Annotated in this window: 24 protein-coding genes and 1 pseudogene; 10 read left to right on the top strand and 15 right to left on the bottom strand. The window is 57.6% G+C overall.

What is annotated here, in order from left to right; translation table 11 throughout:
- Window positions 1–351 precede the first annotated feature (351 nt).
- The 3 genes from sigJ to ACFFK0_RS03820 all read right to left on the bottom strand — a co-directional run bounded on the left by sigJ (window position 352) and on the right by ACFFK0_RS03820 (window position 3,880).
- Complete coding sequence (gene sigJ, locus ACFFK0_RS03810) at window positions 352–1,239, bottom strand: RNA polymerase sigma factor SigJ (RefSeq protein ID WP_377468567.1); 888 nt, start codon at window positions 1,237–1,239, stop codon at window positions 352–354.
- Window positions 1,208–2,584 carry a phytoene desaturase family protein gene (locus ACFFK0_RS03815; RefSeq protein WP_377468568.1) on the bottom strand — a complete coding sequence of 459 codons (1,377 nt, stop codon included), beginning with the start codon at window positions 2,582–2,584 and terminating at the stop codon, window positions 1,208–1,210. Before ACFFK0_RS03815 ends, sigJ begins: the two co-directional genes overlap by 32 nt.
- Window positions 2,585–2,659: 75 nt before the next feature.
- Window positions 2,660–3,880, bottom strand: a complete 1,221-nt coding sequence (locus ACFFK0_RS03820) for an MFS transporter (RefSeq protein WP_377468569.1) — start codon at window positions 3,878–3,880, stop codon at window positions 2,660–2,662.
- Between the two features lie 312 nt (window positions 3,881–4,192).
- Here ACFFK0_RS03820 and ACFFK0_RS03825 point away from each other — a divergent pair.
- The 3 genes and pseudogenes from ACFFK0_RS03825 to ACFFK0_RS03835 form a co-directional block, all read left to right on the top strand.
- Window positions 4,193–4,363 (top strand): annotated as a pseudogene (locus ACFFK0_RS03825) (SgrR family transcriptional regulator); the annotation flags it as partial.
- Window positions 4,364–4,371: 8 nt separating this feature from the next.
- Window positions 4,372–4,731, top strand: a complete 360-nt coding sequence (locus tag ACFFK0_RS03830) for an ABC transporter substrate-binding protein (RefSeq protein ID WP_377468570.1) — start codon at window positions 4,372–4,374, stop codon at window positions 4,729–4,731.
- 71 nt (window positions 4,732–4,802) lie between these two features.
- Window positions 4,803–5,627, top strand: coding sequence for a serine/threonine protein kinase (locus ACFFK0_RS03835; protein WP_377468571.1), 825 nt, complete (start codon window positions 4,803–4,805; stop codon window positions 5,625–5,627).
- Here the strand turns inward: ACFFK0_RS03835 and ACFFK0_RS03840 are convergent.
- A complete protein-coding gene (locus ACFFK0_RS03840) occupies window positions 5,612–5,803 on the bottom strand; it encodes a hypothetical protein (RefSeq protein WP_377468572.1) in 192 nt (63 codons plus the stop codon). The genes ACFFK0_RS03835 and ACFFK0_RS03840 overlap by 16 nt on opposite strands.
- Window positions 5,804–6,020: 217 nt before the next feature.
- Between ACFFK0_RS03840 and ACFFK0_RS03845 the strand changes: the two genes are divergently transcribed.
- A complete protein-coding gene (locus ACFFK0_RS03845; RefSeq protein ID WP_377468573.1) occupies window positions 6,021–6,221 on the top strand; it encodes a hypothetical protein in 201 nt (66 codons plus the stop codon).
- A 341-nt stretch (window positions 6,222–6,562) separates the two neighbouring features.
- Here the strand turns inward: ACFFK0_RS03845 and ACFFK0_RS03850 are convergent, their stop codons facing one another.
- From ACFFK0_RS03850 to ACFFK0_RS03865, 4 genes are all read right to left on the bottom strand, one after another.
- A complete protein-coding gene (locus ACFFK0_RS03850) occupies window positions 6,563–7,504 on the bottom strand; it encodes an ArsR/SmtB family transcription factor (protein WP_377468574.1) in 942 nt (313 codons plus the stop codon).
- Between the two features lie 169 nt (window positions 7,505–7,673).
- Window positions 7,674–8,600, bottom strand: a complete 927-nt coding sequence (locus ACFFK0_RS03855; RefSeq protein ID WP_377468575.1) for a carbohydrate ABC transporter permease — start codon at window positions 8,598–8,600, stop codon at window positions 7,674–7,676.
- Between the two features lie 24 nt (window positions 8,601–8,624).
- Window positions 8,625–9,554, bottom strand: a complete 930-nt coding sequence (locus ACFFK0_RS03860) for an ABC transporter permease (RefSeq protein ID WP_377468576.1) — start codon at window positions 9,552–9,554, stop codon at window positions 8,625–8,627.
- Between the two features lie 68 nt (window positions 9,555–9,622).
- Window positions 9,623–11,251 carry a type 2 periplasmic-binding domain-containing protein gene (locus ACFFK0_RS03865; RefSeq protein WP_377468577.1) on the bottom strand — a complete coding sequence of 543 codons (1,629 nt, stop codon included), beginning with the start codon at window positions 11,249–11,251 and terminating at the stop codon, window positions 9,623–9,625.
- 454 nt (window positions 11,252–11,705) lie between these two features.
- Between ACFFK0_RS03865 and ACFFK0_RS03870 the strand changes: the two genes are divergently transcribed.
- Together ACFFK0_RS03870 and ACFFK0_RS03875 are read left to right on the top strand one after the other, a co-directional pair.
- The gene (locus ACFFK0_RS03870) at window positions 11,706–12,110 is read left to right on the top strand and encodes a CBS domain-containing protein (RefSeq protein WP_377468578.1); all 405 of its coding nucleotides are present in this window, start codon (window positions 11,706–11,708) and stop codon (window positions 12,108–12,110) included.
- A gap of 29 nt (window positions 12,111–12,139) precedes the next feature.
- Window positions 12,140–13,414: a BaiN/RdsA family NAD(P)/FAD-dependent oxidoreductase gene (locus ACFFK0_RS03875; protein ID WP_377468579.1), complete on the top strand. Its 1,275-nt coding sequence runs from the start codon at window positions 12,140–12,142 to the stop codon at window positions 13,412–13,414.
- Window positions 13,415–13,684: 270 nt separating this feature from the next.
- Here the strand turns inward: ACFFK0_RS03875 and ACFFK0_RS03880 are convergent, their stop codons facing one another.
- Window positions 13,685–14,119, bottom strand: coding sequence for a hypothetical protein (locus tag ACFFK0_RS03880; RefSeq protein WP_377468580.1), 435 nt, complete (start codon window positions 14,117–14,119; stop codon window positions 13,685–13,687).
- A 208-nt stretch (window positions 14,120–14,327) separates the two neighbouring features.
- Here ACFFK0_RS03880 and ACFFK0_RS03885 point away from each other — a divergent pair, with 208 nt between their 5' ends.
- Window positions 14,328–15,293 (top strand): aldolase catalytic domain-containing protein, encoded by a 966-nt coding sequence (locus ACFFK0_RS03885; protein WP_377468581.1) that lies wholly within the window; start codon window positions 14,328–14,330, stop codon window positions 15,291–15,293.
- Between the two features lie 174 nt (window positions 15,294–15,467).
- Here the strand turns inward: ACFFK0_RS03885 and ACFFK0_RS03890 are convergent, their stop codons facing one another.
- The 5 genes from ACFFK0_RS03890 to ACFFK0_RS03910 form a co-directional block, all read right to left on the bottom strand.
- Window positions 15,468–16,763 carry a PP2C family protein-serine/threonine phosphatase gene (locus tag ACFFK0_RS03890; protein ID WP_377468582.1) on the bottom strand — a complete coding sequence of 432 codons (1,296 nt, stop codon included), beginning with the start codon at window positions 16,761–16,763 and terminating at the stop codon, window positions 15,468–15,470.
- A 24-nt stretch (window positions 16,764–16,787) separates the two neighbouring features.
- Window positions 16,788–17,126 carry an STAS domain-containing protein gene (locus tag ACFFK0_RS03895; protein ID WP_377468583.1) on the bottom strand — a complete coding sequence of 113 codons (339 nt, stop codon included), beginning with the start codon at window positions 17,124–17,126 and terminating at the stop codon, window positions 16,788–16,790.
- A gap of 27 nt (window positions 17,127–17,153) precedes the next feature.
- Window positions 17,154–19,793, bottom strand: a complete 2,640-nt coding sequence (locus ACFFK0_RS03900) for a chemotaxis protein CheA (RefSeq protein ID WP_377468584.1) — start codon at window positions 19,791–19,793, stop codon at window positions 17,154–17,156.
- 6 nt (window positions 19,794–19,799) lie between these two features.
- Window positions 19,800–20,240, bottom strand: a complete 441-nt coding sequence (locus ACFFK0_RS03905) for a chemotaxis protein CheW (RefSeq protein ID WP_377468585.1) — start codon at window positions 20,238–20,240, stop codon at window positions 19,800–19,802.
- A 230-nt stretch (window positions 20,241–20,470) separates the two neighbouring features.
- Window positions 20,471–22,015: a helix-turn-helix transcriptional regulator gene (locus tag ACFFK0_RS03910; RefSeq protein WP_377468586.1), complete on the bottom strand. Its 1,545-nt coding sequence runs from the start codon at window positions 22,013–22,015 to the stop codon at window positions 20,471–20,473.
- A 148-nt stretch (window positions 22,016–22,163) separates the two neighbouring features.
- On the opposite strand from ACFFK0_RS03910, the gene ACFFK0_RS03915 reads away from it, so the two are divergent.
- The 3 genes from ACFFK0_RS03915 to ACFFK0_RS03925 all read left to right on the top strand — a co-directional run bounded on the left by ACFFK0_RS03915 (window position 22,164) and on the right by ACFFK0_RS03925 (window position 24,825).
- The gene (locus ACFFK0_RS03915) at window positions 22,164–22,868 is read left to right on the top strand and encodes a response regulator transcription factor (RefSeq protein WP_377468587.1); all 705 of its coding nucleotides are present in this window, start codon (window positions 22,164–22,166) and stop codon (window positions 22,866–22,868) included.
- A complete protein-coding gene (locus ACFFK0_RS03920) occupies window positions 22,858–24,063 on the top strand; it encodes a sensor histidine kinase (protein WP_377468588.1) in 1,206 nt (401 codons plus the stop codon). Before ACFFK0_RS03915 ends, ACFFK0_RS03920 begins: the two co-directional genes overlap by 11 nt.
- A gap of 267 nt (window positions 24,064–24,330) precedes the next feature.
- Entirely contained in the window at window positions 24,331–24,825 is a 495-nt protein-coding gene (locus ACFFK0_RS03925) for a C40 family peptidase (protein ID WP_377468589.1), read from the top strand.
- 53 nt (window positions 24,826–24,878) lie between these two features.
- Here ACFFK0_RS03925 and ACFFK0_RS03930 read toward each other — a convergent pair whose 3' ends face one another.
- Window positions 24,879–25,409: an Hsp20/alpha crystallin family protein gene (locus ACFFK0_RS03930; RefSeq protein ID WP_377468590.1), complete on the bottom strand. Its 531-nt coding sequence runs from the start codon at window positions 25,407–25,409 to the stop codon at window positions 24,879–24,881.
- Between the last annotated feature and the right edge of the window lie 32 nt (window positions 25,410–25,441).

The following is a 25,441-nucleotide window of genomic DNA, read 5'->3' on the forward strand; positions in this document are numbered from 1 at the left end:
CCATACAGGTTTCTAAGAGAAAAACATCGTAACGCGTGTCTATTTTCTTGACGGAGGTCCACTTTTCCACCAAAATCAAAATAAGAGCAATTAATTGCCGAATTAGATGGAGGATTTCCGCTTGACCATCGACAGATCTGCCGTAATACCGCGACAACACTGCCCCCGGCCCGAATGCCGATGATGGACGGAAATCGGAAAAAGGGCCATCTGAACTCCGCCGAGCTCAAAACCGTTACCGTCCAAACGCTAGACACAGCAAAAGTCCGGCTGTCGGAGCTATACATCAGCTCGTCAGCCGGACTTCCAGCCCCGTGCACAGGGATTCAAGACTACCGGAGCCTCTTTCCCTCAAATCCCCATCGCTTGCAAGGTCGTCAGCTTATCCGGATTCAGGATCAAGTACATTCGCGAACAGCGTCCGTCGGGCGAAAGCGCGAAGGTCACCACCGTCGGACCGTCCGGCGCCGTCAGCACAACTCCGGCCGAGCCGTTGACCAGCGCGAAGCGGACACTGCCGCCGGCGCCCGATTTGGCCGCTACGCCGGCCAGGAACGCGGCGACGCGCACGCTGCCGACAATCGGCTGCAGCGCCGCAAAGCGCTTGCCTCCCCCGTCGCTGACGAGCACCGCATCGTCGCTGAGGAGCGCGACGAGCGAAGCGACGTCGCCGGTGTAGGCCGCCTGCAGGAACCGCTCGACGAGCACGCGTCCTTCGCCGAGATCGGGGACGGCTTCAGCCTCCGGCGCCCCCTGCACCTTGCGCCGGACGCGGCTGTACGTCTGGCGGCAGCCCAGCTCCGTCTTGCCGACGATATCGGCGATATCCCGGTACGTGTAGTCGAACGCTTCGCGCAGGATAAAGACGGCCCGTTCGAGAGGAGTCAGCCGCTGCAGCAGCACCAGGAAGGCGTAAGACACCGTCTCCTCCAGCAGCGTAGCCTGCAGCGGATCCGAGGCTGTGCGGTCCGGCCCCGCATCCTGCACAAGCGGCTCCGGCAGCCACGGGCCGACGTACAGCTCGCGTTTGCGGCGGGAGGATTTCAATATGTCCATACAGCGGTTCGTCACGGCCCTGCACAAATACGCTTTCCAGTTCGCCACTTTGCCGTCTCCCGACACCACCGCTGCGAACGTCTCCTGCACCGCATCCTCCGCATCGGCAACCGATCCGAGCATGCGGTAGGCGATGGAGAACAGCAGCGGCTTAAACTCGCGATATAACGTTTCGACTTCCATCAGTTGTCAGCATCCTCTCCGCATCGTGACGGCTTTCCTCGAGAATAGCCCGCGCTGCCCGCCGGGCGCTTAACAAGGATGCGTTCACCAGCATCCCCTCCGGGCCGACCCAGTCTCCCGCTGCATACAGGCCCGGCTTGCCTTCCACGGCAACCGGCGGCCGCCCCGCCAATCCGCCGTCCGCCGCCGTTGCGACGCTGTGGGCTACCAGCATGTGCGGCAGGAAGCGTCTGGCTATGACGCGGCCTTTCCAGCCCGGCTGAAGCGTATCCAGCATCCGCTCCAGCTCCGCTTCCAAAACGGCTCCGCCGGCATGGCCGTCCTCGCCCGCAGGCAAATAGTTCATCAGATGAATAACCGCATGCTCCGGATTCGGAGAGAAGCGGGCGACGTTCGAATGGTTGGAAAAATAAAGCGGACGCTCCAGACCGAGAGCGAAATTCGTCTTCGGCGCCGGCAGCCCATCCAGCACGATATCCAAGCAAGCGGCGTGAATAGGAACCGCCCCCTTCAGCTTCAGCTCATACGACGCAGGCAGCCTTGTGTCCAGCGCCGACAGCAGCTGCGACGGCCCTAAGGTGGACACGATTCTTCGCGCTTGAATCCGTTCGCCGTCCTTGAGCCGCACCGCCATATCGGGGAACCGGCCCTCGATCGCCTGCACCGCAGCCCCGGTCCTCACGACAGCCCCCGCCTTGCCAGCCTCCGCGGCAAGAGCATCGATGATCGTCTGCCAGCCGCCATGAACATACAGCACATTCGCCCGCTTCAGCTGGTCGACCGCCGCACCCGCGCTCATCAGTGCAGGTGCGTTGCTGTACGACGATACGCGAACGAACGCTTCCGCCAGCTGGCGAGCGCGCACGTGCCGAAAGCGGCCGCGCATCCATTCTTCTAACGTCAATTTTTGCAGCGGCTTCGTATCGATCCGGCGCAGCGACATATAGAAGCGCAGAAACTCCGTCTTCTCCCCCCAGCTCAGCCGCCGGCCAAGCAGCAGGCCGTTTAACGCAGCCGCCTCAAAGCGCTGCGCCGCAGCGCCTCTGCTTCCGCCGCCGAAGACGAACGACGCGTTCTGCTTCGGCGGCGCCCCCTGCGGCTCGACACCAAGCTCACGCAGGACAGCCGCCCCCTCCTCGTAGAGTGCATGAGCTCCGAGGTTGACGGAGGCGCCTCCCAGCCCGGTCGATATCGCCCGGCCGCCCGCTCCTGCACCCCGCTCCAGCACCAGCACCCGCCGGCCGGCGCGCGCCAGTATCACCGCAGCTGTCAGCCCGGCCGCCCCTGCACCGATTACGACAACGTCCCACACTTCGCTCGCAGTACCATTTTCCATGCGCTGCATTGTTCATCCCGCCTTTTCGTCTTGATAACCCTAAGACGATTGACGGAAGCGGTTTGTGACGGAATCGGCAAAATCTTACCCGCCAACCTGCGGTCTTGTCGTCCCGGCACCGGCCAGACGCAGCATGACATAGCTGAGCGCCGCCGCCGCGCAGCCCAGCAAGCCTACAATGAAAAAGCCCTGCTCCAGCGTAAGCACGTCGCCGAGAATGCCCATCAAATACGGACCGGCAAACATGCCGAAGCCATAGATCGCTTGATAGAAGCCCATGGCCGTCGCCCGCCGTCCGCCGCTCATATGCTTGATGCTGAGCGCCATCAGCACCGGGGTCGTAAAGCCGCGGCCGAATCCGGCCAGCGCCTGCGTCGCAATAAGCAGCCATAACGAACCGGTCACCGGTATGACAGCGGTGAATACACCACTTAATACAAAGCCGAGAATGATCACGTTCCGTTCCCCGATGCGCCTGGCCAGCACGCCGCCGCCGATCCATGCCGCGATCGCCGTAGGCAGCGTCGAGCAGAACGTCAGGATCCCCATGTCCAGCTTCGTCGCACCGAGCTGCTGCGCATACACCGGGGTAAACCCGAATACCGTAGCGAAGGTGAGCAGCTGGAACAAAATCGCCAGGAACGATACGGTCAGAAGAATGCGGTCCGACGCCACCTCCGCCACACCTTGCATTGTGATCGGCTGCGCGTCGCGGTCGAATTTTTCCACAATGAACATCGCCCCGATCGCACCGACGGCTCCTACGCCCGCACCGAGCAGGAACGCCGCCTCCCAGCCGTACCAGTCCGCCACGGCGCCGCCCGCCAAGATGCCGAGCATTTGCCCGAGCGAGTTATACAGCGTAATCGTGCCGATCGCTTGGGTCGTTTCTTCTTTCTTATAATAGCTGGCAAACAGGATCGTAAAATCAACCCAAGTTGCCGCCGCCGCACCGGCCAGCGCCCGGAGGATAAGAATCCACGTCAGCTCCTGCGAAATCATAATGCCGACGCCCGCCAGCACCGAGAAGGCCAATCCGAACACAATAAACAGCTTGCGCTTGTGCAGCCGGTCCGAAAGGACGCCGACCGGAATGCGCAGCAGCATTTGACTGAGTCCGTACATGCCGACGATAAGCCCTGCCGTCTGGTGTGAAGCGCCCAAATGCTCCGTGTACGGGGTCAAGATCGGTACGCAAGTGTACATCGACATCCAGAACAGCAGCGTAACGGCGCAGAACAGCGGGATGCGGTAATTCGGCCGAATCGGGAGCGCCGCCCCCTTTGCAAGTGTTGCCGTCTTCATAGCAAGGACCTCCCCGCCCAATAATCCGTGATGGTTCCCCCAAATTATAGTCCTCTCCCTACCGCTTGCCTAGAGTGAAAATATTGCGAACACCGCCGCGGAATCGGCCAATGTGTAATGATAAAGCGGACAGCCCGGACGTCCCTTCCACAAAATGCCGCATCTGTACGAAAGCTGCATGTTCACGAAGAGAACGATCGAATTTCGGCAGCTTAACCGTATGGCCTCTGTTTCATGCTGACCGTCTCGTTGACGGAAACCGGGCCCCCTTCTATACTTTGAGCATATGACGGACCGAACAGAGGCTGTACGATGAATATTGCCCTGCAATACGCTCAGCTTCAGCATGCATTAGGAGGAGCCGTTTCGCTCCAAGCAGGCTCCCGGGAGCCGCTTCCCGTGACGGTAGAGCAAATCGCCGCCGCTCTTCACTGCACGGAACGTAACGTCAAGCTGCTGATCCGCAAAATGTCCGAGCTCGGCTGGATCGAATGGACGCCCGGACGCGGACGCGGGAACTGCTCGCAGCTTCGCCTGCTCATCTCTGCGCATGCTCCCGGGTTCGGTCGCTGGATCCGGCGCAGCTCTACTATTCCCGCGATTTGCATTTCATCAAGCAGGTGTTCGACACGCTGGTCCGCTTCGATCCGGTATACCAGTCGCTGGAGCCTCATCTCGCCTATGCTTGGGAATGCGACGAATCGGCCTGCAGCTGGACGTTCTACTTGCGCAAGGGCGTTCACTTTCACCACGGCAGGGAGCTTACCGCGGGCGACGCCGCATGGACCCATCAAACCGTGTTACAGCCCGATGGTGGGCGGTATGTCGTTAAACACGCTGGGCTGCGTTGATTTTCAACAAGTATGGTTCAAGAAAAACCAATAGCGGCGTCAGCCGCGATACGCATACGGAGGTCAAGTCAATGCTGTCCTACTGGCGCCGCTTCATACAGACCTGGATCGATTACCCGCTCCGCCCTGGCACTCTGCTTGCCAGCCGGAGGTACCGGATCGAGCGGATGCTCGGCGCTGGCAGCTATGGGCTCAGCTACTTGTGCACGGATGTGCGGCAGGGCGGCCCCGTCGTCGTCAAGCAGGCGAAGCCGAGCAAGGGTCGGCTGGGCAAGCAGCTGCTGAAGCGGGAGGCCGAACTGATGGGGATGCTCGAGCACCCCGCCATTCCTAAGCTTTACGGCACTTTCAGCCAAAGAAAGCATGATTTTCTCGTCATGGAATATGTGGAGGGAGATACGGTGGAGCAGCTCGTGTTCGACCGGGGCGCGGCGTTCTCGGAGCTGGATTCGCTGCGCATCGTCAGGCGGCTGACGGATGTCGTGCTGTACATTCATGAACGGGGAATCGTGCATTTGGATTTGCGGATACCGAACATCATTTGGAGGGGCGAAGAGCTGAAGGTGATCGACTTCGGGCTGGCCCGGCGTATCGGCGACCGATCGGGACTGGCTGGCGGCGGCATGGACGAGGAAATGCTGCGCCGCCGTAGTCCCGAGCCGCGCAGCGACCTGTACGCGCTGGGGCACGTACTGCTGTACATCCTGTACACTTCATATCCGGAGCCGTCTGCAGACGGGCAAACTACCGCAGACGACGCCGGCTGGGAGGAGGAGCTGACGCTCGCCCCCGCGACACGCCGTTTGCTCCGCAAGCTGCTTCAGATCGAGGCGCCCTACGGAGACGGCCTTTCGTTGGCTTCCGACCTTGAACGCGCGATTCAGGAGCTCGAGTGACGGCCGAACTTGTTCTTATAGTAAGAATGACCTTGCTTGTAGCCGTAACCCGAATGATGACTCGAAGAAGAGCGCTTGCCGTAGTAAGGGCGTTGACCGTAGCCGTTTCCGTGTCCGTGGCCATGCTTGGACTCCGTCAAAGAATGCAGCAGCTTCTTCAATATATGCTTGATCATACTCTGATCCCTCCAAGTTGTTAGACTTCTCTGTACAATACGCGACGGCGGCGGTACCGGTTTCGGCCGAAACCCGAGACAGCGCTCGGTGTCCGCCGTTTTCCTGCTGCACATCAAATCTATCACCGAACGTTTAGCCTCTCATAGATTTGGCAAAGATATTACTAGATTCGGCCATCATACACGTCTTCATAAGTGCGGTCAGGAGGTAATCTCTTTGCAAAATCTTATTTATCTATCAAGTTCCCGGCTTGCCGCAATCGTCAAGAACGCTTATCGCCCTTATTGGATCATGCTCGCTTTTGCCGCGTTGGTCTGTTCTTTAATGTTCTGGGGGTATCATGAACATCGAAACGGCGAAGGAGGAATTTATCGTGATCCATATGCGCAAACCAACGACGTATCGAAATCGGCTTAATTTCCTTATGTGGCTGAAAACCGGCAATATCATGTATCTTCGCCATATCGGAGTTAAAGATTTACAGCTATGATGACAGCTGGCCCCGACCTTTCAGCGAAAATAAAGACGCTTCCGCCTTCCGTATGCTTGAGGCTGACGAAACGTCCCCTATCATGCAAAAAAAGACCGTTCTAGCCATGGGTACAGGCTGTAACGGTCTTGTCCCTATTTTCCGGTCCGGCAATCTTCATATCGCTAACCGATGACTCATGACACTTTGTTCGCTGAAAGGAATGATGGAGCGGAAATCCGCTACGTATTTCCAAGCACCGTCAATCTCCAAACCCCGCTCCATACACCTACACGCCATCCCCGATGCGGTCCGCCGCCGGTACGACCTTCTCATAATACAGCCGCAGTACGATATCTTGATCGTAGTTGCCGAAGCCTTTGCCGAACAGCGTAACGCCGCCGATATTGCGCGCATCTTTCTCGCAGGCGATGCGGAACGTCCACTGCTTCTCGCGCACATTGACCTCCTCCAGCGTAACGTCCGAGATCCGTTTGCCGTCGATGAACGAACCGTTGTTGGAAACCTTCAGATGCTTCAGCAGGCCGTACTGGTTCACGCCGTCAGGCCACCAGGCCGGGTTGTATTTCCCCCGCTTATCCCCGTAATCGCCCGGACTTGTCCACGTCCCCAGCTTCACCTGATTGAGGTAGAACGTAATGTCGGACGGCCAGGTATTGTTGGTCAGCGGCGCTTCGGAAGCAATCTCCAAGGAAATGACCAGCTCGAGCGGATTCTCCGTCGAGAGCAGGAAATTCGGGATTTTATACTCGACATATCCTTCGCTGAACCACAGAATCTGCGCCTGGAAACGCTCCACATCGAGAAAATACCGCGGATCGTCCACCTCGCCGATGAACTTCTGGGCCGTAGCCAAGCCGCAGGTCGGCTCTACGGCAAAGTCCGTATAATGGCCGATCGGAATAAAGCTTTGATGATACTCGCGGATCGATTCCATCTTGTTCGGGAATACGATCTCCGCCTGCTCCAGCGCGAGCGTACAAATTTTCTGCATGCCTCCCCTTCCCGGGTGAAGCTCGGTACGGACGATGCCGCCGTTCTCCAGCTTCTTCACATGCATCGTCATGATCGCGCTGCTGAGGCCAACGGCTTCAGCCAGCTCGCGAATGTTCATGGGCTGCTTCGCCAAGAGCCCGATGATCTGCAGCCTTACGCTGCTGGCCATTGCCTCGTAGAACGGCAACGACTTGTCGGACGCGTCCAGTTTCATCCAGGCAGACCTCCGCAAACAACGATCGCTACAATAATATATTGGTTAATCATATACTATTGCCGGCTAGTATTCAATTTGCCTTGGACTCCGCTTGCCCGCGCATCCGACACTTGTCCTTGCTCTCTTTCCTTGCCTGTATCCAGGCACACTCCCCCGCTCTTTGCCCTTACCCTTTGACGGAGCCGATCATGACCCCTTTCTCAAAATATTTCTGGATGAACGGGTACACGAGCAAAATCGGCAAGGTAGAGACGATGATGACGCCGTACTTCACCTGGTCAGCATACTGCTGCGCGTAACCTCCCGCGTTGCCGCCGGCTCCGGCGCCCTGCGAGAACACCTGGTTGGAGATCAGGATGTCTCGCAAGACGATCTGCAGCGGCTGCAAGCTGTTGGATCGAATGTAGATCAGTCCTGTAAAGAAGTCGTTCCAATGGGCGACAAGATAGTACAGCGCAATGACGGATACGACCGCTTTGGACAGCGGCAGCGCCACCATCGAGAAGTATTTGAAGTGCGAGCAGCCGTCCATCGAAGCGGCCTCGTACAGCTCCTTGGGCAGCGCCGACTCGAAGAACGTGCGCGTAATGATCAGATTGAACACATTGACCGAGAACGGCAGGATGAACGCCCACATCGTATTCGTCAAATGCAAGCTCTTCATCAGCAAATAGGTCGGAATCAAACCGCCGTTAAAAAACATCGTGAACACGAACATGAACATCAGCGCACGTCTGGCCCGAAACTCCGGGCGCGACAAGGCGTAGGCGGCCGGCAGCGTGAACAACAGATTGACGACCGTGCCGAGCGCTGTATACATCACCGTATTCCGGTAACCAATCCAAATTCGCGGATCCTTAAAAATCTGTTCGAACCCGAACGTGCTGAAGCCCTTCGGAAACAGCGTCACCTGGCCGGTCGATACGAGCGTCTGATCGCTGACCGAGGCGATAACGACAAAATACAGCGGATACGCCACGATCAAGAACACCAGGCCGCATAATACCGCAATGACGATGTCGAAGGCCCACTCGCCGCGGCTGCGGCTACGACGGCTAATCCGGCTGCTCGCGACCCCGCGCAAGAGCTCCATATGTCCCCTCCCTCCTTCTGCACCTTACCATAAGCTCGTGTCCGAGCTTCTCTTCGCAATAGCGTTCATCGCATACAAGAAAATAAAATTGATGACCGTATTGAACAAGCCGATCGCCGCCGCATAGCTGAACTGGTTGGACACGATACCGATTTTGTACACATACGTCGATATGACTTCGGAGACGGGCAAATTCAGCGGATTCTGCATCAGGAACACTTTCTCGAAGCCGGTTCCCAGCACGCTGCCCATGCTCAAGATAAACAAAATAATCATCGTCGGAATAATGGCCGGTATATCGACGTGCCGAATCGTCTGCCACCGGCCCGCGCCGTCGATCTTCGCTGCGTCGTACAGGCTCGGGTCCACCGTGGACAGCGCCGCCAAATAAATAATGCTGTTCCAGCCGCAGTGCTGCCAAATGTCCGACAACACATAGACGGGAATGAACGTTTCGGTCGACGCGAGCAGATTGAGATCGGCATACCCCAGCGTTTTGACGAGATTGCCGATGATACCGGTGTTGGGCGACAGCAGCACATTCAGCAGGCCCACCAGGACGACAATGGAAATAAAATGCGGCATGTACACGACGGTTTGCAAAATTCGCTTGCCCCGAACCCACCTGACCTGATTCAGAATGAGCGCAAGCGCGATCGGAGCCGGAAAGCCGAGTACGATCGACGCCAGACTGATAAGAAACGTATTCCTCAGCAGATCGGCGAACAGATTGCTCCGGATAAATTGCTCAAAGTAATGGAATCCCCGCCATTCCCCGCCGGTCAAGCCCTTGGTGAAATCGTAATCGCGGAATGCCAGCTGAATGCCGTACATCGGAATATAGTTGAAAATGACAACGACGACGACCGCCGGGAGCACCATCAGCCATAGCTGGTAATCGCGCCGAAAGCTGTTTAGCAGCCCGCGCGGAAGACGATGAACGAGAGAGGTCATAGCAGCCTCCTTTCATCCGGGGGAATGCGCCTCTCCAAGCGAAGCTGCATCCCGGCCGAAGCTTTCGGTTAATGTTTACTCATATATTCATCGTAGTATTTCTGCATAATGTTCAAGTTGTTATCCAAGCCGATCCTGCCGACCTCCTTCACATACGCATCCCATTCTTTGTCGACGCCGCCTTTGGTAACCCATTGCGAAAATTTGGCCATAGCGAGATTCATCATATTCGTATTGACCAAGCTCATCGCATTGTAGTCGTCCTTGCTGTACTTGACGAACATGGCCGGCAGGACGCTCTTCTTCTTGTCGATTTTATTGATCGCGTCCATCAACGGCTCCGTTTGCTTCGCTACGGTCTGCATGTCCGTACCGAGGATCAGCTTGAGCGAATCGGCAATATACATCGGACCGTTGTCCGCCCAGGTCGTCGTCCATTTCCATGTGCCCGGGTCCATATTGGGATCGGAAGGCGGCAGTACGGCATAGCTGCCGTCCCCGTTATCCTTGATGTTCGTGCCGAGCGAGCCGAACAGCACCTGCATGCTGACCTTCGGATCATACAGCTCGTTGATGAACTTCATCGCCGCGTCTTTGTTCTTCGTCTGGGAAGACATCGTCACCATGTTGACGCCGTAATTCAGAGCGTTGTACGTGTAGTCCCAAGACACCTGGGCGTTAGAATCCGCCGATACTTTGAGCGGCGCCATCGAGGCATACTGCGGTGCGAGCGTGTTGCCGAACCGGTCAGTCACCTCCCAGCCCCACGAAAATCCGACCTTCGCCTTGTCACCGCTGCCCCGGGCGACCGACTGGAACTTGGAGTAGTCTTGCGTGAACGCTTCCGGATTGATCAAGCCGGCCGCCCAGCATTTGTTCAGGAAAGCTACGAGCTGCTTGTACCGCTCGTCGACCAGGAAGTTTTTCACTTTGCCGTCTTCAGCGAAGTAGCCTTGCCCGCTGGCGTCGGTTAACGTAAGGCCCATGCTGCCCAGCAATACGGTCGGCTGGAAGAAGCCGAAGCCCGTCGTCCCGACCGGCGAGAAGTCCATCGGGATCTCGTCGTTCTTATCGCCGTTTCCGTTCGCATCCTGCTCCTTGAACGCCAAGAGCACGGCATACAGCTCATCCCAAGTCGTCGGCATCTTAAGGCCCAGCTGGTCCAGCCATTGCTTGTTGATGAACTGCCGGGTCGCGGTCGCCGGCCAATACCGCTGGTACTTCGGCAAGCCGTACACTTTACCGTCCGTCTGGGTGGCGATCACCTTCGTCTCCGGCTTCTCCTCGAACATCTTCTTTACGTTCGGCGCGTTTTTGTCGATCAGGCCGGTCAGCTCCTGGAACAATCCGTTGAACTGGGCCATATCTGCATCCGTAATGGCGTTAGGACCGATGATCAGATCGGGAATATCGCCGCTGGCCAGCAGCGCCCCTTTTTTCTGCGGCCAGTCCGCGGTCACCTCCTGCCACTCGATCTCGACGCCGGCGCGCTGCTGCGCTTCTTGCAGCCATTGCATCTTGGCGAGCTCTTGCGTCAGCGGATGCTTGAGCATAATCGCCTTCAGCTTCACTTTGGAAGCTCCGCCGCCCTCGGCGGCCGCCGTTCCGGCTGTGCCGCTCTCGTTCGAATCGCTGCAGCCTGCCAGCAATCCTGCCCCCAGACTAATCGCAAGCAATGTGGAGAAAGCCTTTCTCATCGTGAATTCCTCCTTTGGGATATAGAAACAGTCGTAAGCAGCAGCAGAAGCCTTCATGACGGTATGCCGCTTACAGACTAAATCACGAGAGCGAACCAGCTTTGTTGTTAATATTTTTATTATTAATATTTACATGTTATGCTTTCTATTTTGATGTGTAACCCTAATATAAGCGTTTACATTTCCGTTGTAAACCCTATTTTTGGGTATTGATCCATTTTTGACTTTACGTAATTTGTTTTATTATTTATATTAATGTTATTAATGAAACCTGCGAAGCTGACAGCCGGCAAGCGTATCCCGCCGCAAAATAAAGCTGCATCCCGGTATTCCGGACAAGGTACTGCGACTCGGCGGCAAGCGGAGAAAGGTTTAATTTCTGACATGAATCGTGTTATAATCATAGCCTGATTACAAATCCTGTAACTTCACATAAGACAAGGGAGGTTCCGACATGCAAATTTCCGATTTTTTATTGCCCAAAGATAAAGTGGCGTATATTGCATCGGCGGCTACGATGCTCGAAGCGATGGAAGTATTGGAGAACTGCCATTATACGGCGATACCTGTCATTGACGAAGAAGGCAAGTATGTGGGCACACTGTCCGAAGGCGATCTATTTTGGAAATTAAAGCAGACTCCGGGGCTGACCTTCGACAATCTGAATCAGGTTAAAGTCCATGAGATCAACCGCCGCATTCATAACGAATCGGTCTCTATCCAAGCTCATTTGGGCGATATGCTCCATCTTGCCGCCGACCAGAACTTCGTCCCGGTCATCGATGACAACGGTACGTTTATCGGGATTATCCGGCGCAGAGACATTATTGAATATTACACGACGAACATCACCGATTGACTACAACAATACAATTTCAGGAGCTTCATATGGCATACGATGTGATCGTGATTGGCGGCGGATCTGCCGGGCTCATGGCCGGCATTGCGGCCAGCGGCGGCGGAGCGAAGGTGCTGCTGCTGGACAAGGGCGATAAGCTGGGGCGCAAGCTGGGCATCTCCGGCGGCGGCAGATGCAACGTTACAAACAACAAAGAGCTGGACGAGCTGATCAAGCATATTCCCGGCAATGGCCGGTTTCTTTATAGCGCGCTCTCGAACTTTAGCAATAAGGACATCGTCCGGTTCTTTGAAGATCTGGGAATCCGTCTGAAAGAAGAAGACAACGGCCGCATGTTTCCCGTCAGCGACAAGGCGAAAACCGTTGTGGAAGCGCTCATTAATCAGGTTAAGCGGCAAGGGGTAACCATTCGCACGAATAGTCCTGTAGACTCCCTTCTGATTCATGAGGGTGAAATCGCAGGCGTCCGCTTGCGAACCGGCGAAACGATTCGAGGGCGATGCGTCATCGTGGCATCCGGCGGCAAGTCGGTACCGCACACCGGTTCCACCGGCGACGGCTACGCATGGGCCGAAGCGGCCGGCCACACCATTACGGAGCTGTACCCGACCGAGGTGCCGCTGACGTCCGACGACGCCTGGGTGCGGAGCAAGGAGCTGCAGGGGCTGTCGCTGCGCGACATTACGCTGACCGTCTGGAATGCGAAGGGCAAGGCGGTTGTGGAGCACGCGGGGGATATGATCTTCACTCACTTCGGCGTGTCGGGACCGGCTGTGCTGCGCTGCTCGCAGTTCGTCGTCAAGGAGCTGAAGAAGAGCGGCGCACCGTCGGTGCTGTTGACGCTCGACTTGCGGCCGGAGCTTAGCGAAGACGAGATCTATTCGCAGACGTATACGCTGGCGCAGGCCGAGCCGAAGAAGGCGGTCAAGAACGTGCTGAAGGGCTTTCTTCCGGAGCGGCTTATTCCGCTTCTGCTGCAGAAGGCCGGTCTGAACGAAGCGATTACGTTCGACAACATCCCGAAGGCGCCTTGGCGGGAGCTGGCCCGGCTGACAAAAGCGTTCCCGTTTCACGCCAGCGGCACACTGTCCATAGAGGAAGCATTCGTCACCGGCGGCGGCGTCAGCTTGAAGGAAATCGATCCGCGGACGATGGAATCGAAGCTGTGCGGAGGACTGTACTTCTGCGGAGAGATTTTGGACATTCACGGGTATACGGGCGGTTACAATATTACGGCGGCGTTCTCCACGGGATATACAGCGGGGCGCAGCGCGGCGGAGACAGCTTTGCAGGAAAGGGTATAAAGGTAAAGGCAGTCTTGGTCATCTTAGGCCAAGGCTGCCTTTATGAATATTGTACATAGATAGCCGACCAACATCACGAGCTAAATTCAGCAAATGGCTGTCCTAACAGCAGATTCCAACTACCATTGGGACAACCCTCCGCTATACAAAGAGCCTGACCGGGACAGCGATACTGCTGAGCTCCGGCCAGGCTTTTACCGTCAGCCGATCTGAAATGTTCGCTACAACCTCGATCTCTGATATCGCTACGGCCTTGATCTCTGATGATCGCTACAGCCGTACGCCGGCAGAGAAGCCGTCATAGGTGTCGCCGGACGGATCGAAGGCGCCATGGAACGCGTTGGCGTCGTCGATCAGCGTACCGGAAGCATCCCCTGCCTCTGCTTGCGGATGCGCGTAGTCTTCCGGGAAATCCTCAGCCACCACGTGCGCCGGAATTCGGATCCCTTCATCAAGATCGTAAGCGACGGCGTAAGCTTCCTCCTCGGAAGGCGCCTTGTCTTCGAGCTCGATCATGCGGCCGCCGTAAGCCTGGGCAATCTCGAGAGCCGAAGTGAGGTCCTGCTTCTCGATATGAATATGCAGCGTCGGCTTTTCGGTTCCGGATACGAAATTCGGCCGGTATCCAAGCTCATGCAGCGTATCGAGCGCCAAATAGGCGGATCGTTCTTCATCAAATTCGAAAAAAATCGGTGAGTCGCTCATATGACGCTTCCCCTTCCTGTCGGGCTGTGCTCTTGGTTCTCTTGGAATAGGTTGTACATCCGGCGGCGTTTCCATGCGGGATATAAGGCAGGCCGAAACCAGGCCGTATTACAGGGAACTATAGAGGAAGCGATTGACAAGAACAGGCGGCTTTGCCATAATGATTCCCAAGCAGACCCGCCACAATGCGGGAAAAGGAGAGCGAAACATGCGACATCACCACCACAAAATTTTGGATTGCACCATTCGTGACGGAGGACTTGTCAACAACTGGGATTTCAGCGTGCAGTTCGTGAAGGATATGTATAAGGGGCTTAGCGAAGCCGGTGTCGAATACATGGAGATCGGCTACAAAAACTCGGCGAAGCTGCTCAAGGGCGGCGATTCCGGCCCGTGGCGGTTTCTGAACGAAGATTTCCTGAAGGAAGTCATTCCGCAGAAATCGGAGACGAAGCTGTCCGCACTCGTCGACATCGGACGCGTCGATGAGAATGACATCCTGCCTCGCGAGCACAGCCAGCTGGACTTGATCCGCGTCGCCTGCTATATCAAGGACGTTGACAAAGGCCTGGAGCTCGTACAGAAATTCCACGACATGGGCTACGAAACGACGCTGAATATTATGGCTCTGACGCATGTCATGGACAACGAGCTGACCGAAGCGTTTGAGGAAATCCGCCAAAGTCCGGTGGATGTTGTCTATATCGTCGACTCGTACGGCAGTATGGATTTCAAGGACATCGACTATCTTGTCGCCAAGTTCCAGCGCTTGCTCCCGGAGAAGGAGCTGGGCCTGCACATGCATAACAACATGCAGATGGCGTTTGCCAACACGATCGCCGGTGCCGCGAAGGGCGTTACGTTCCTCGATTCGTCCGTATACGGCATGGGCCGCGCGGCGGGCAACTGCCCGACGGAGCTGCTCGTCAGCTACTTGAAAAACCCGCGCTACGAGGTGCGTCCGGTACTGGGCATCATCGAGAACCACATGGTCGCTATGCGTGAGAAGTGGGAGTGGGGCTATATCATCCCTTACATGGTCGCCGGCGCTCTGAACGAACATCCGCGCATTGCAATGGCGCTTCGCGCATCCGAAGACAAGGATAAATACGTCGATTTCTACGACAAGCTGACGTCGGTAGAGACGACCGTAACGGCCCAGAACAAAGACTGATTCCGATGCAAGAGGCCGGCTTTCGCCGTCTTTCAGACGCGCGTTTCCCGGAGAAATAGCAGCCAACTAATTGGGCTCTGCGATATAAATTCTTAGATTGCCAAATAAGCCCTCGGCCTTTCCGCGATTAGCGGCGAGACCGAGGGCTTTGATTTGCGCAGGGCTGTGCTCGGACTATGCTGCCGACACCTTGCCGATATCGACCCCGACGACGCTGATGTCGTCCTTCGCCTCCATCGCATTCTCGCTTCCGCGCACCAGAGCGCATAGAAGCTCCGACAGCCCTTCCCTCCTGCGAAACGACTGCCTCAGACGGACGGCTACCGAATCGAGCGCCGGCCCAATGGAGCTGCCGATTCCTTCCACAAGCCCGTCCGTAAAGAGCAGCAACCGAGTCTCCCCGGTGAATGCGAGCTCTTCGACGTGAAGCGATATCGTGTCGAGCAGACCGACCGGAACCGTCGTCGGTTCGAGACGCCGCACCGTATCCGTTTCGTCGATCAGGAGCGCGGGACAATGCCCGGCGTTCACGTATTGCAGCTTGCCCGCAGCCGGATCCAGCAGCACATAGATCCCCGTAAAGAAGAACGCCGCCATCTCCCCGCCGTTCTCTCGAAACAGTCTCAGCATGTGCCGGTTCAGCTCATCGACGACGAGTCCCGGATCGGTCACCCGATTCATCAGCCCTTTCAGCAGCGAGCGAACGTACATCCCGACCAGCGAAGACGGCACGCCCTGGCCCATTACGTCCAGTATTATCAAGCCATACCGGCCGTCTTCGAGCGGATACCAAGCATACATATCCCCGCCAAGCGTCTGCGACGGCAAGTAGCGCGCATCGATGGCAAGGCCGGGAGCCTGAAGCGGAGCCGACAGCACCGAGCGCTGTACCCGTCCGGCGAGCTCCAGATCCGCCGCTTCGCGCAGCGCCAGCTGCTTCCTGACGGTAATATCGGTGAGCACCGTGGTGATGCCGCGCAATGCTCCGTTCTCCTCAAGCTCGGGAAAAATGCGGCTTTCCAGCCACTTTACCTCTCCGCCGGACAACACAACCCGAAACTCCCAATACGCCGTCTCTCCCCGGCCCGCCGTCTCCATTATCAGCGGAGCCATGTAGACATCGTCCGGATGAATCAGCGTCGTAATCAGGCTGCCGTTCTCGTAGAAGCGTTCCGCCGGGTAACCGAACATTTTACTGCAGACCGCCGATATTTTGATATAACGCTTCTCCACCGCATTCCAGGACGCAACGACCGTATCGATACTGTTGAAAATATGCTCCAGTTCCTGCTGCGCGGCTTTCCATTCAGCCTGTGCCCGCATGAAAGGCGTCACAGCCTCCGAGCTTGCTGCCGGAAATTCCGCTTCTTCCTGCTCAATCAGCGCCCGGCTTCGCCGGATATGGGCCCCTATCCAAACGGCCAACAGCACCGGCACGGCAAGAGACAGCATCAACGCGTATTCCGGCACCGTCGCTCACCCCTCCTCCGCACGCTATTCCGCCTTGGAAGCCAAATACGCGACCGCATCCTCGATGGTCAGGAACAGTCTCATGAACGTCTCGAACTTCACAATCCGGAAAATCTCGCCGACGGACGGCTGAATGCCGCCGATGACGAGCTCCTTGCCCTTCCGTTTGGCGGAAAGCACACCCTCGGCAATGGCTCCCAGCGCCGCACTGTTCAAATACGTCACGTGCTCCAAATCCAGCACGATCGCCTCTTCCGTCCTATCCTGAAGCTGACCGATCACTTGGCGAAACGCTTCGACATTTTTTAGAGTGACATCCTGTTTCCATGTAAGAATATGAATGAATTCCGGGCATTTTAGCATAGGGAACACCTCATTCCGGCAGCTCGGTTACGCATAGGCAAACGCCTCATCGGCGTTGCCGAGCAGCAGCTCGGGACGCAGCAGGAACACGAACCGGTCTCGCCTTTTGATCAGACCGCCGATCCATGCAGCGGAACCGGCACCGTTCTCGCCGGTTACGGCCTCGATACTGTCAACGGGCACTTTCAGCACCTCGGCGACGCGATCCACCAGGAGCCCGACCAAGCGCCCGCCGATATCGGCGATCAGGACGCGGGAATGCTTGGACGGCTCCTGCTTCGGCAAGCGGAAGCACGTTCGCACGTCGACCAGCGGCAATGTCGTGCCGCGCAGGTTCATAACGCCAAGGACGTGCTCCGGAGCCGCAACGACCTTGGACACTTCAGGCACGGTTACGATTTCCTTCACGGCCCCGATGTCCAAGGCGTACTGCTCTCGGGCAATGCCGAACGTAACAAGCTGCCTCTCCTTGCGCCGGTTCTGCGCCGCTTCCGCTGCGGCCGTGAGCTTATCCAGCGAATGTGAGCCTTCTTCCCGGATCATTGCCGCAACGTCGAGGATGAGCGCCACGTCCCCGTCGCCGAGAATCGTCGATCCCGTAACATAGGGAACGTTGCCGACGAAGGGGCCGAGTGACTTGATGACAATCTCGCGGTTGCCGATCAGCTCGTCCACGACGAGACATACGCGGCGTTCGGCGATGCCGGCCACTACGACGAAGGTGCGGCGGCGGGCGGAAGCGGCGTCCGTACCGGCCGCACGCCGTATGCCCAGCTTGTCGTGCAAACGGACAAGCGGGAACACGGCTCCCCGAATCACACATACCTCCTGCTGGCGAATCGTCTTAATATCGGCTTCCTCGAGGGCGACGATCTCGACGACGTTGGCAAGCGGCACGGCAAAATCGCGCAAGCCCAGCTTCACCAGCAATGTCGGAATAATCGCCAACGTCAGAGGCAGCTTGATCGTAAAGATCGTCCCCTCGCCGACGCTCGTTTCGATATCTACGATCCCGTTCAGCTTCTCAATGTGGGACTTTACGATATCCATCCCGACGCCTCGCCCGGACAGCTCCGTAACGGACTGCGCCGTGGAAAAGCCCGAGTGGAAAACAAGGAAAATCAGCTCCTTGTCGCCCATTCCCTCCGCTTCCTCTTCGGTGATCAGGCCTTTGCTCACCGCAGATTGCTTGATCCGGTTCGGGTCGATGCCGCGGCCGTCGTCGGCGATGGTGATCACAATCCGGTTCTCCTGATGCGCCGCCTTCAGCAAAATATGCCCTTTGCGCGGTTTGCCGAGCTTCTCGCGCTCATCCGGCGGTTCGATCCCGTGATCGGCGGCGTTGCGTAAAATATGCAGAATCGGATCGCCTATCTCTTCGATCAGGGTACGATCAAGCTCCGTATCCTTTCCTTCAACCAGCAGCTCGATCTCCTTCCCCGCTTGCTGCGCAACATCACGAACGATGCGTGGATAGCGGGAAAACAGCTGCTCGATCGGCATCATCCGCGTCTTCATCATCCCGTCCTGCAGCTCGCTGATGACGCGGCTAAGGTGATGGCTGATTTCATTGAGCAGATGAATGTCCGGATTATCGCGAAATTGCTCGTTCAGTCGGTTACGTACATCATGAAGCCGGGTATTGTCGATAATCAGCTCGCCGACGTAGTTAAGCAGATGCTCGAGCCTTTCCACATCGACGCGAACCGTCGTGCCCGACTTCCGCATCTCTCCGGCCGGCGCTTTCGTCCGGGCGGGCTGGTCTCCGTCAGCAAGAACGGGTACTTCCGGCACATCGCTTCGAGCGCTGCCGAGCGTACGCCCTTCGCAGAAAGCGGATAAATTCGATGCGGTGATCTGCTGCAGGCGAAACGTCTCGATCTGAGAAATTTGATTCATGCAATGAAGAATGGCCTCCTGGTTGTCCCGGGTGAGAAGGACGAAAACCAGGCTGCCTTGAAATTTGTCTTCGTTCTCCATTTCTTCGATGGCTGGGGACGACGTGACGATTTCCCCCAGCTCCTTAAGATTGTTGTATATCAACAGAGCCCGGACGGATTTCATCAGCGCCTCGGTCTCCAGCTTCGCAAATACCGCGTAGGCTTGATAGCCTTGCCCAAACGCCTGCTCGATCGCACTGCGTTCATAGTCGTTGAAGCGAAGCGCAATACCGGCAACGGCACTGTCCGGACCCGGATCCTGCACCTGATCTTCCCCGCATGCCCTTGACTTCGCACCCGCTGCCGAAGTCCGGGCTTCCTTCGGATTTTCACTGCGTCCTCCCGCCGCCAGAAACCCCAATCGGTCAATCAGGTCGGCGCAATCAATCTCTTCCCGGCCGTCCGCAATCGCCTGCTTCATGGCTCGAATTCCGTCAACGCCCTCAAACACGGCGCTCATGAGCTCCGGTCCAATCTCGAGTCTGGCGCTGCGGATCAGATCGAACACACTTTCCATCGCATGTGTGATCGCCTTCATGTTTTCGAAGCCCATTGCAGCCGAAGAGCCCTTCAGCGTATGCGCAGCACGGAAAATACTTTGTATCGTTGCATTCTCGAAGCCGTCTCTCTCCAGCCGCAGAAGCTGTTCATCGAGCACCTGCAGCTGCTCGTCGACCTCGTCGAGGAACACGCCCAAGTACGCGGATAGCTGTATATCGTCCATCATTACCAATCACCCCGCTTCCAGTATATATTCCAGCTTCAGCAGTCCGATCAGCTCGCCGTCCAGCTGTCCGATACCCGTCAAGAATCGGCTGTCGGCCGCTCCCATCCGCTCCGGCGGGGGCTGCAGCTCGCCGAGCTCGGTAACCTGATATACCCGATCCACGACAAGCCCCACCAGCGTATCGCCAAGTGCGATAACGACGATCCGCGTAGACTTCGTCGGCGCTTCTTCCAGCATCGAGAGACGGCTGCGCAGGCTTACGATCGGGATGATGGTCCCCCGCACATGCACAACGCCAAGGATCGACGCTTTGCCGGGCAGCTCGGTAACCGCCCGCATGCGGATCACTTCGCGCACATGCTCGAGCCGCAGCGCATAACGCTCTTGCCCGACACCGATATGAACAATCGGAATTCGTATATTCGTCTCTTCTTTCATTTGCACCATATTACATTCCTCCATTTGGCCTTACGACGGCCGTTTGCAGATCCTGCGCAAGCCGGGACAGGGACACGAGGACGCCGCAGTTACCTGCGATGTTCATGATCATAACGGTTCTTTACCCTCTATTGTCCTAGAAGGTTCCTACGCTGCCTATCGCCGCCGCTTCCCATTGCCGCTCCTATTTTTTCGGAGAGTCCGGTATGGTATGTAGGAAGATCTTCCTATAAGCAAGACTACTCCACCAGCTTCTCCCGGTACGCCTTGGCAATCGCCTGCGCACGGTCCTCTACCCCGAGCTTCCCGAAAATATGGGTCAAATGGTTTTTCACCGTATGTACGCTGATAAACAGCTGCTCGGCGATTTGTTGATTGCCGAGCCCCTTGGCGACAAGCCGCAGCACCTGTCGTTCCCGGGACGTCAACCCTTCGAGCGGTATGCTGCTCGTCCGTTCCGCTTCGTCCGGCCCCGTCCGGACCGTTTGAGTGCGGCGGAGCGACGGCCGGTCGGACAGGCCCGCCGTCTCCCTCGGAGGGGCTTCTTCTCCGTGCAGCCGCACCAAGTACGCCGATGCGGCCCCCGCGATCAGCTTCAGCGTCAGCCGGAGCTCGGTACCCGCCGATCCAAGCGGCAGCATGACGCCGCACACCCCCAGCATCCGGTCAGCTTCTACCAGGGGAAGCTCCAGCAGCAAGCCGTTAGACTCCTCCCTCAGCTCGTTCTGCGCATCTCCCCCTGCAGTCTCGAGACGGCGAAGCATCGACTTCATATGCTGTTCAGCGGCAGCGCGAGCGCCGCCGCGGATTTCGATCGTGCTTTCGTCGAGTCCCCCCGCTCGATCGAACAGCACGGCATAGGTGAAAACGACATCCGTCAGCGCATAGATGCAATCGACCAGCGAGGCCGTCATATCCCGCAGCCGAACGGCTTCGGCGAAAGAAGCATTGGCTTGGTGCAGAACGGACATGGCCTTACCGTAGGCGGCGTGCCGCTGCCGGCCAAGGCGGATTTCCGTTTCCGCGGCCAGCAAATGCGAGAGCAGAGCTGTCAGCTCCGATGCCGTTTCGCCGATCCCTCCCTCGCCGCAGCAGCCTCCGAAGAGGATCCCGTACAGCTCGGTGCTATGCTTGACCGGATGCGCAATCAGGGTACGAAGCTGCAATCCCGTGTGGCCGAAGGCAGCAAAGCGCCCCTCCCACTGCCGCTGTTCCCAGTAGCCTACCTGACGCGTCAGCGCCACTTGACCGAGCAAGCCGTCCGCCGCAGTAAACTCCAGTCCTAGCAGTCGGGCGGCTTCCGGCGTTCCATCCGCGCGTTCAACGACGAACCGTCCTTCTCCGGCGGCCCGGGCATAGCCGGTCACGTCAAAGCCTGTAATTTTGCGAAACACCTCCATCAAGCTGTCGATCCATGCGGCCGGTTCGGCCTGCAGCAGCGTGAGCGCATTCACGAACTGCAGCCGCTGTATCGCCAGCCGCCGTTCTTCTTGCGCTTGAACGAACTCCTCAATCAGCTCCTTGAGAAATTCGAAGCCGGCATATTGAGACGCTTTCGGCTCCGCCCCGGCAGGCCCGTACATTCTCAGCAGCCAGGCCGCTTCGCCCGGACGGCGCACTACGGCTTCGGCCAGCGGTACAGGCTCCGAAGCTGCATCGTCCGCTGCGGCCGATTCCAGCAGAACCCGGTCGCCTTCATATAGGTATAACGGCAGCTCCAGCATAGCTCCGTATGCGCTGAGCAAGCTTTGCAGCTTCCGCAAATGTTTTTCGTCCCGTCTCATTGCTCCGCACCTTCCTTTATAACCTAGGATAATACTCGCGGAACCTTCTTGAATCCTGCATGGCGCGAGCCAACTCGGGCTTTCCTGCCAAATAGTTTTTACGTTCGGCGCGAATACTATCGGTACTACAGGCATGAGGTGGTGCGAAGTGGTTCGCATTCTGATCGTTGAGGACGACGATGCCATCGCCCGGGCGCTCGAGCTCGAGCTCGGGCATGAGGGCTATGAGACAGGCCGGGCCGCGGACGGAAGAGAAGGGCTTCGGCTGGCCCAGGAGAACGGCTGGGATCTGGTGCTGCTCGACGTGCTGCTGCCGGAGCTGAGCGGCCTGGAGGTGCTGCGCCGGCTGCGGCAGGCAGGCATGACGATGCCCGTTATTCTCGTAACCGGTCAAAGCGACGTCCATGACCGGGTTGCGGGGTTGAATCAAGGGGCGAACGATTACGTGACGAAGCCGTATGCCATCGAGGAGCTGCTCGCCCGCATCCGCAATTTGCTTCAGCTGACGGGAAGAACGGCGGAAGACGACAGTCCGTCCGTGCTGTCGACCGACGATTTGGAAGTGCAGCTGAAGCGCCGGACGGTCACTCGGAAGGAAACGCCCATCGACCTGACGCCGAAGGAATACGATCTGCTCGTATACCTTCTTCAGCATAAAGGCGAGGTCCGGACGCGGGAGCAAATCTTGAGCGAAGTGTGGGGGTATGATTTTGTCGGGGAAACGAACGTGGTGGACGTATATATTCGTTACCTTCGCCAAAAAGTCGATAAAGGCTTTAAGCCCAAGCTTATTCATACGGTGCGCGGCGCTGGCTACATGCTGAGAGAGGAGCCGCCCTCGGATGAGGAATAGGGCGCCTCTTCTGCTCCTCCTGTGGCTCCTCATTCCGCTCGCGGTTTTATGCTTGTACGCCTACAGCGAATTTTGCTCCGTTACGATCAGATATGAGAAAGAGCAATTACTGTCGCAAGCCGATCAGCTGTCCGCCTGGGTGCAGCGGGGAGGGGCCGAGCACCCGGAGGAAACCGAGGTGTGGCGCGCGCTGCTTAGGCCCGGTTCGTCCGTTCGCTGGATCGACGCAGAGGGCGCCGTGCGCATCGAACTGGCCACCGAGCCGAGGCTGGGGACGCTCCGTCCCCCATCATACCGCATACTGCGGCAGCCGAGCGTCGTGGAGCTGGAGCCCGACCGGCTGTATGTGATGGCCCCCATCTTCAGCGGAAACAGCCAGACCGGCGTCATCGAGCTTGGCCGCACGCTGGAGCAGCTGCGCCGCAGACAGCGCCGCCATTTGACGGGGTTGCTGACGCTTGCCGGCGTCACGCTGGCGGTAACCGGTGCGGCTGCGGCCGTCTACGGCAATTTGCGGCGTAACTCGACTCTGGAGCGGCAGCGGCGCTATTGGGCCGATTTGTTTCATGAGCTCCGGACGCCGCTGACGGTGATCGAGAGCTACGCCGGCATGATGAAGCGTTGGGCATCGAACGATCCGAAGGTGCGCGAAGAAGCGCTCGACGTCATCGTATCGGAGTCGTCCAGGCTGCGCCGGCTCGCTTCGCGGCTGCTTGAAGCCGCGGACGACCGCGCTCACGCCGCACCATTGCAACTGAGCACCATCGACCTCGCGGAGCAGCTTCGCAGCACCTGCCGCCGGCTGAGCACCTCGTACCGGCGTACTATTGTTACGGATGAGCTGCCGGGCGCATTGCCGATCACAGGCGATGCCGAAGAGCTTGAGCAGCTCTGGATTATTTTGCTCGATAACGCTATTAAATATAGCGATCGCGAGATTGACGTGGCCGCTGCGATCCATGAGAGCCATGCCAGCGTCACCGTGCGCGACAGAGGGATCGGCATACCGGGCCGGGAGCTGCCGATGCTGTTTGACCGGCATTACCGCGGGGCGGGTGTCCGCAAACGAAAGTCGGGCGCAGGGCTGGGCCTGTCCATCGCCTATGACATCGTGCGACGTCACGGCGGAACGATCGACATCGACAGCAAGCCGGGCGCCGGAACCGCCGTGACGGTGTCGCTGCCGATGCGGTGAAGCCCGCACAGGACCGGGACCGGAGCCGGTCGGGCCGTGTCAAGAAATTTGTATGAGTGGATTCTCATCGTTTTCTAATATTTCGCCGCTACCGCCCGGATACCGCGTATTCGCCCGTTTCTGCCAAATTCTATGTCCTTCTCCGTCTGCTATACTGACGTCAGGCATTCGGTTCCGGGCCGTCCAAGCAGCAAGTTGAACAGCTGCCGCGCCGCTTCCGGGAACGTTACCTGCCGAAATTATATACAACTCGGAGGAGGATTCATCATGAAACTGAAGCAACTATGGAGCAAACGAGTGGCTGCTGCCGTTCTGAGCACGACCATCGCCATCTCCGGCGGTTTTGTCGTTAACCCTCAGCCGACGCAAGCAGCAGTATCGGCAACAACGAAGGCGAACCAAATTATCAATTACGGCTACCGCTTCCTCGGTACGCCATATAAGTTCGGTGCGACCTACGGCCAGACGAGAAATTTCGACTGCTCGTCGTTTACTAAATATATTTTCGCGAAATACGGTATTACCTTGCCGCGTACTGCAGCACAGCAAGCAAAAGTCGGTTCTTACGTATCGTTCCGCAACTTGAAGCGCGGCGACCTGGTGTTCTTCCGTGTCCCTGGCCGCAGCGGAATCGGTCACGTAGGCGTATATCTGGGCAACAACAAGTTCCTTAACACGTACGGAGCGGGCGGCGTGAAAGTGTCCACCATCAACACGTACTGGAAATCCAAGTATGTAACAGCCCGCCGTGTCATTCGATAACAGGTGCAGCGATAAGGTCCATGATCCTTTCATGGGCCTTATCTTTTTTCGCTTTATTCTACATAAGCTTCATAATACATACCCTTTTTCCGCTTCCGGGCACATATTTCCAGGACGCCTTCGCGGCATCGGGCCCGGGCCGATTTCGCCACTACGGCCGCCGGCAGCGCGATGAACACCGGCTCGCCGCCTGCCAGTCCGAGCAGCTTGATCCGGTCCGAACGAACGAGCACCTGCAGCGCCCGCGGATTTTCCTTCGGCGGAAGCTTGACTCGCGCGATGACACTGCGATGGGTCTCAAATACTTCGGGCGACAGCGCGTGCTGTTTGCGCTCCGGCTTAGTGTTAGCTTCCGCATGGACGGTTTTCCGCTTTCCCCCTCCATCCGGAAGCGTCCGAAGGAGCGCTTGCCGGACGATATCCTGCACCCATTCCGGCTGCTGCAGGAATTGGGCCGCAGCGGGGCCGCCCGGGTTCATGAACGACAGCTTGCCTTCGATAAACTTCTCTATCTGATCCCAAATCCCGGCCCCCGTTCCTTGACGGACACCTTTCCCTTTGCCGCTTCCGCCGTTTTCGCTCATTTCGCTTCCCTCCGCTTCACGTACCTAGTTTA

This window comes from Paenibacillus chartarius (genome assembly GCF_042432825.1).
GTDB lineage: Bacteria > Bacillota > Bacilli > Paenibacillales > NBRC-103111 > Gordoniibacillus > Gordoniibacillus chartarius.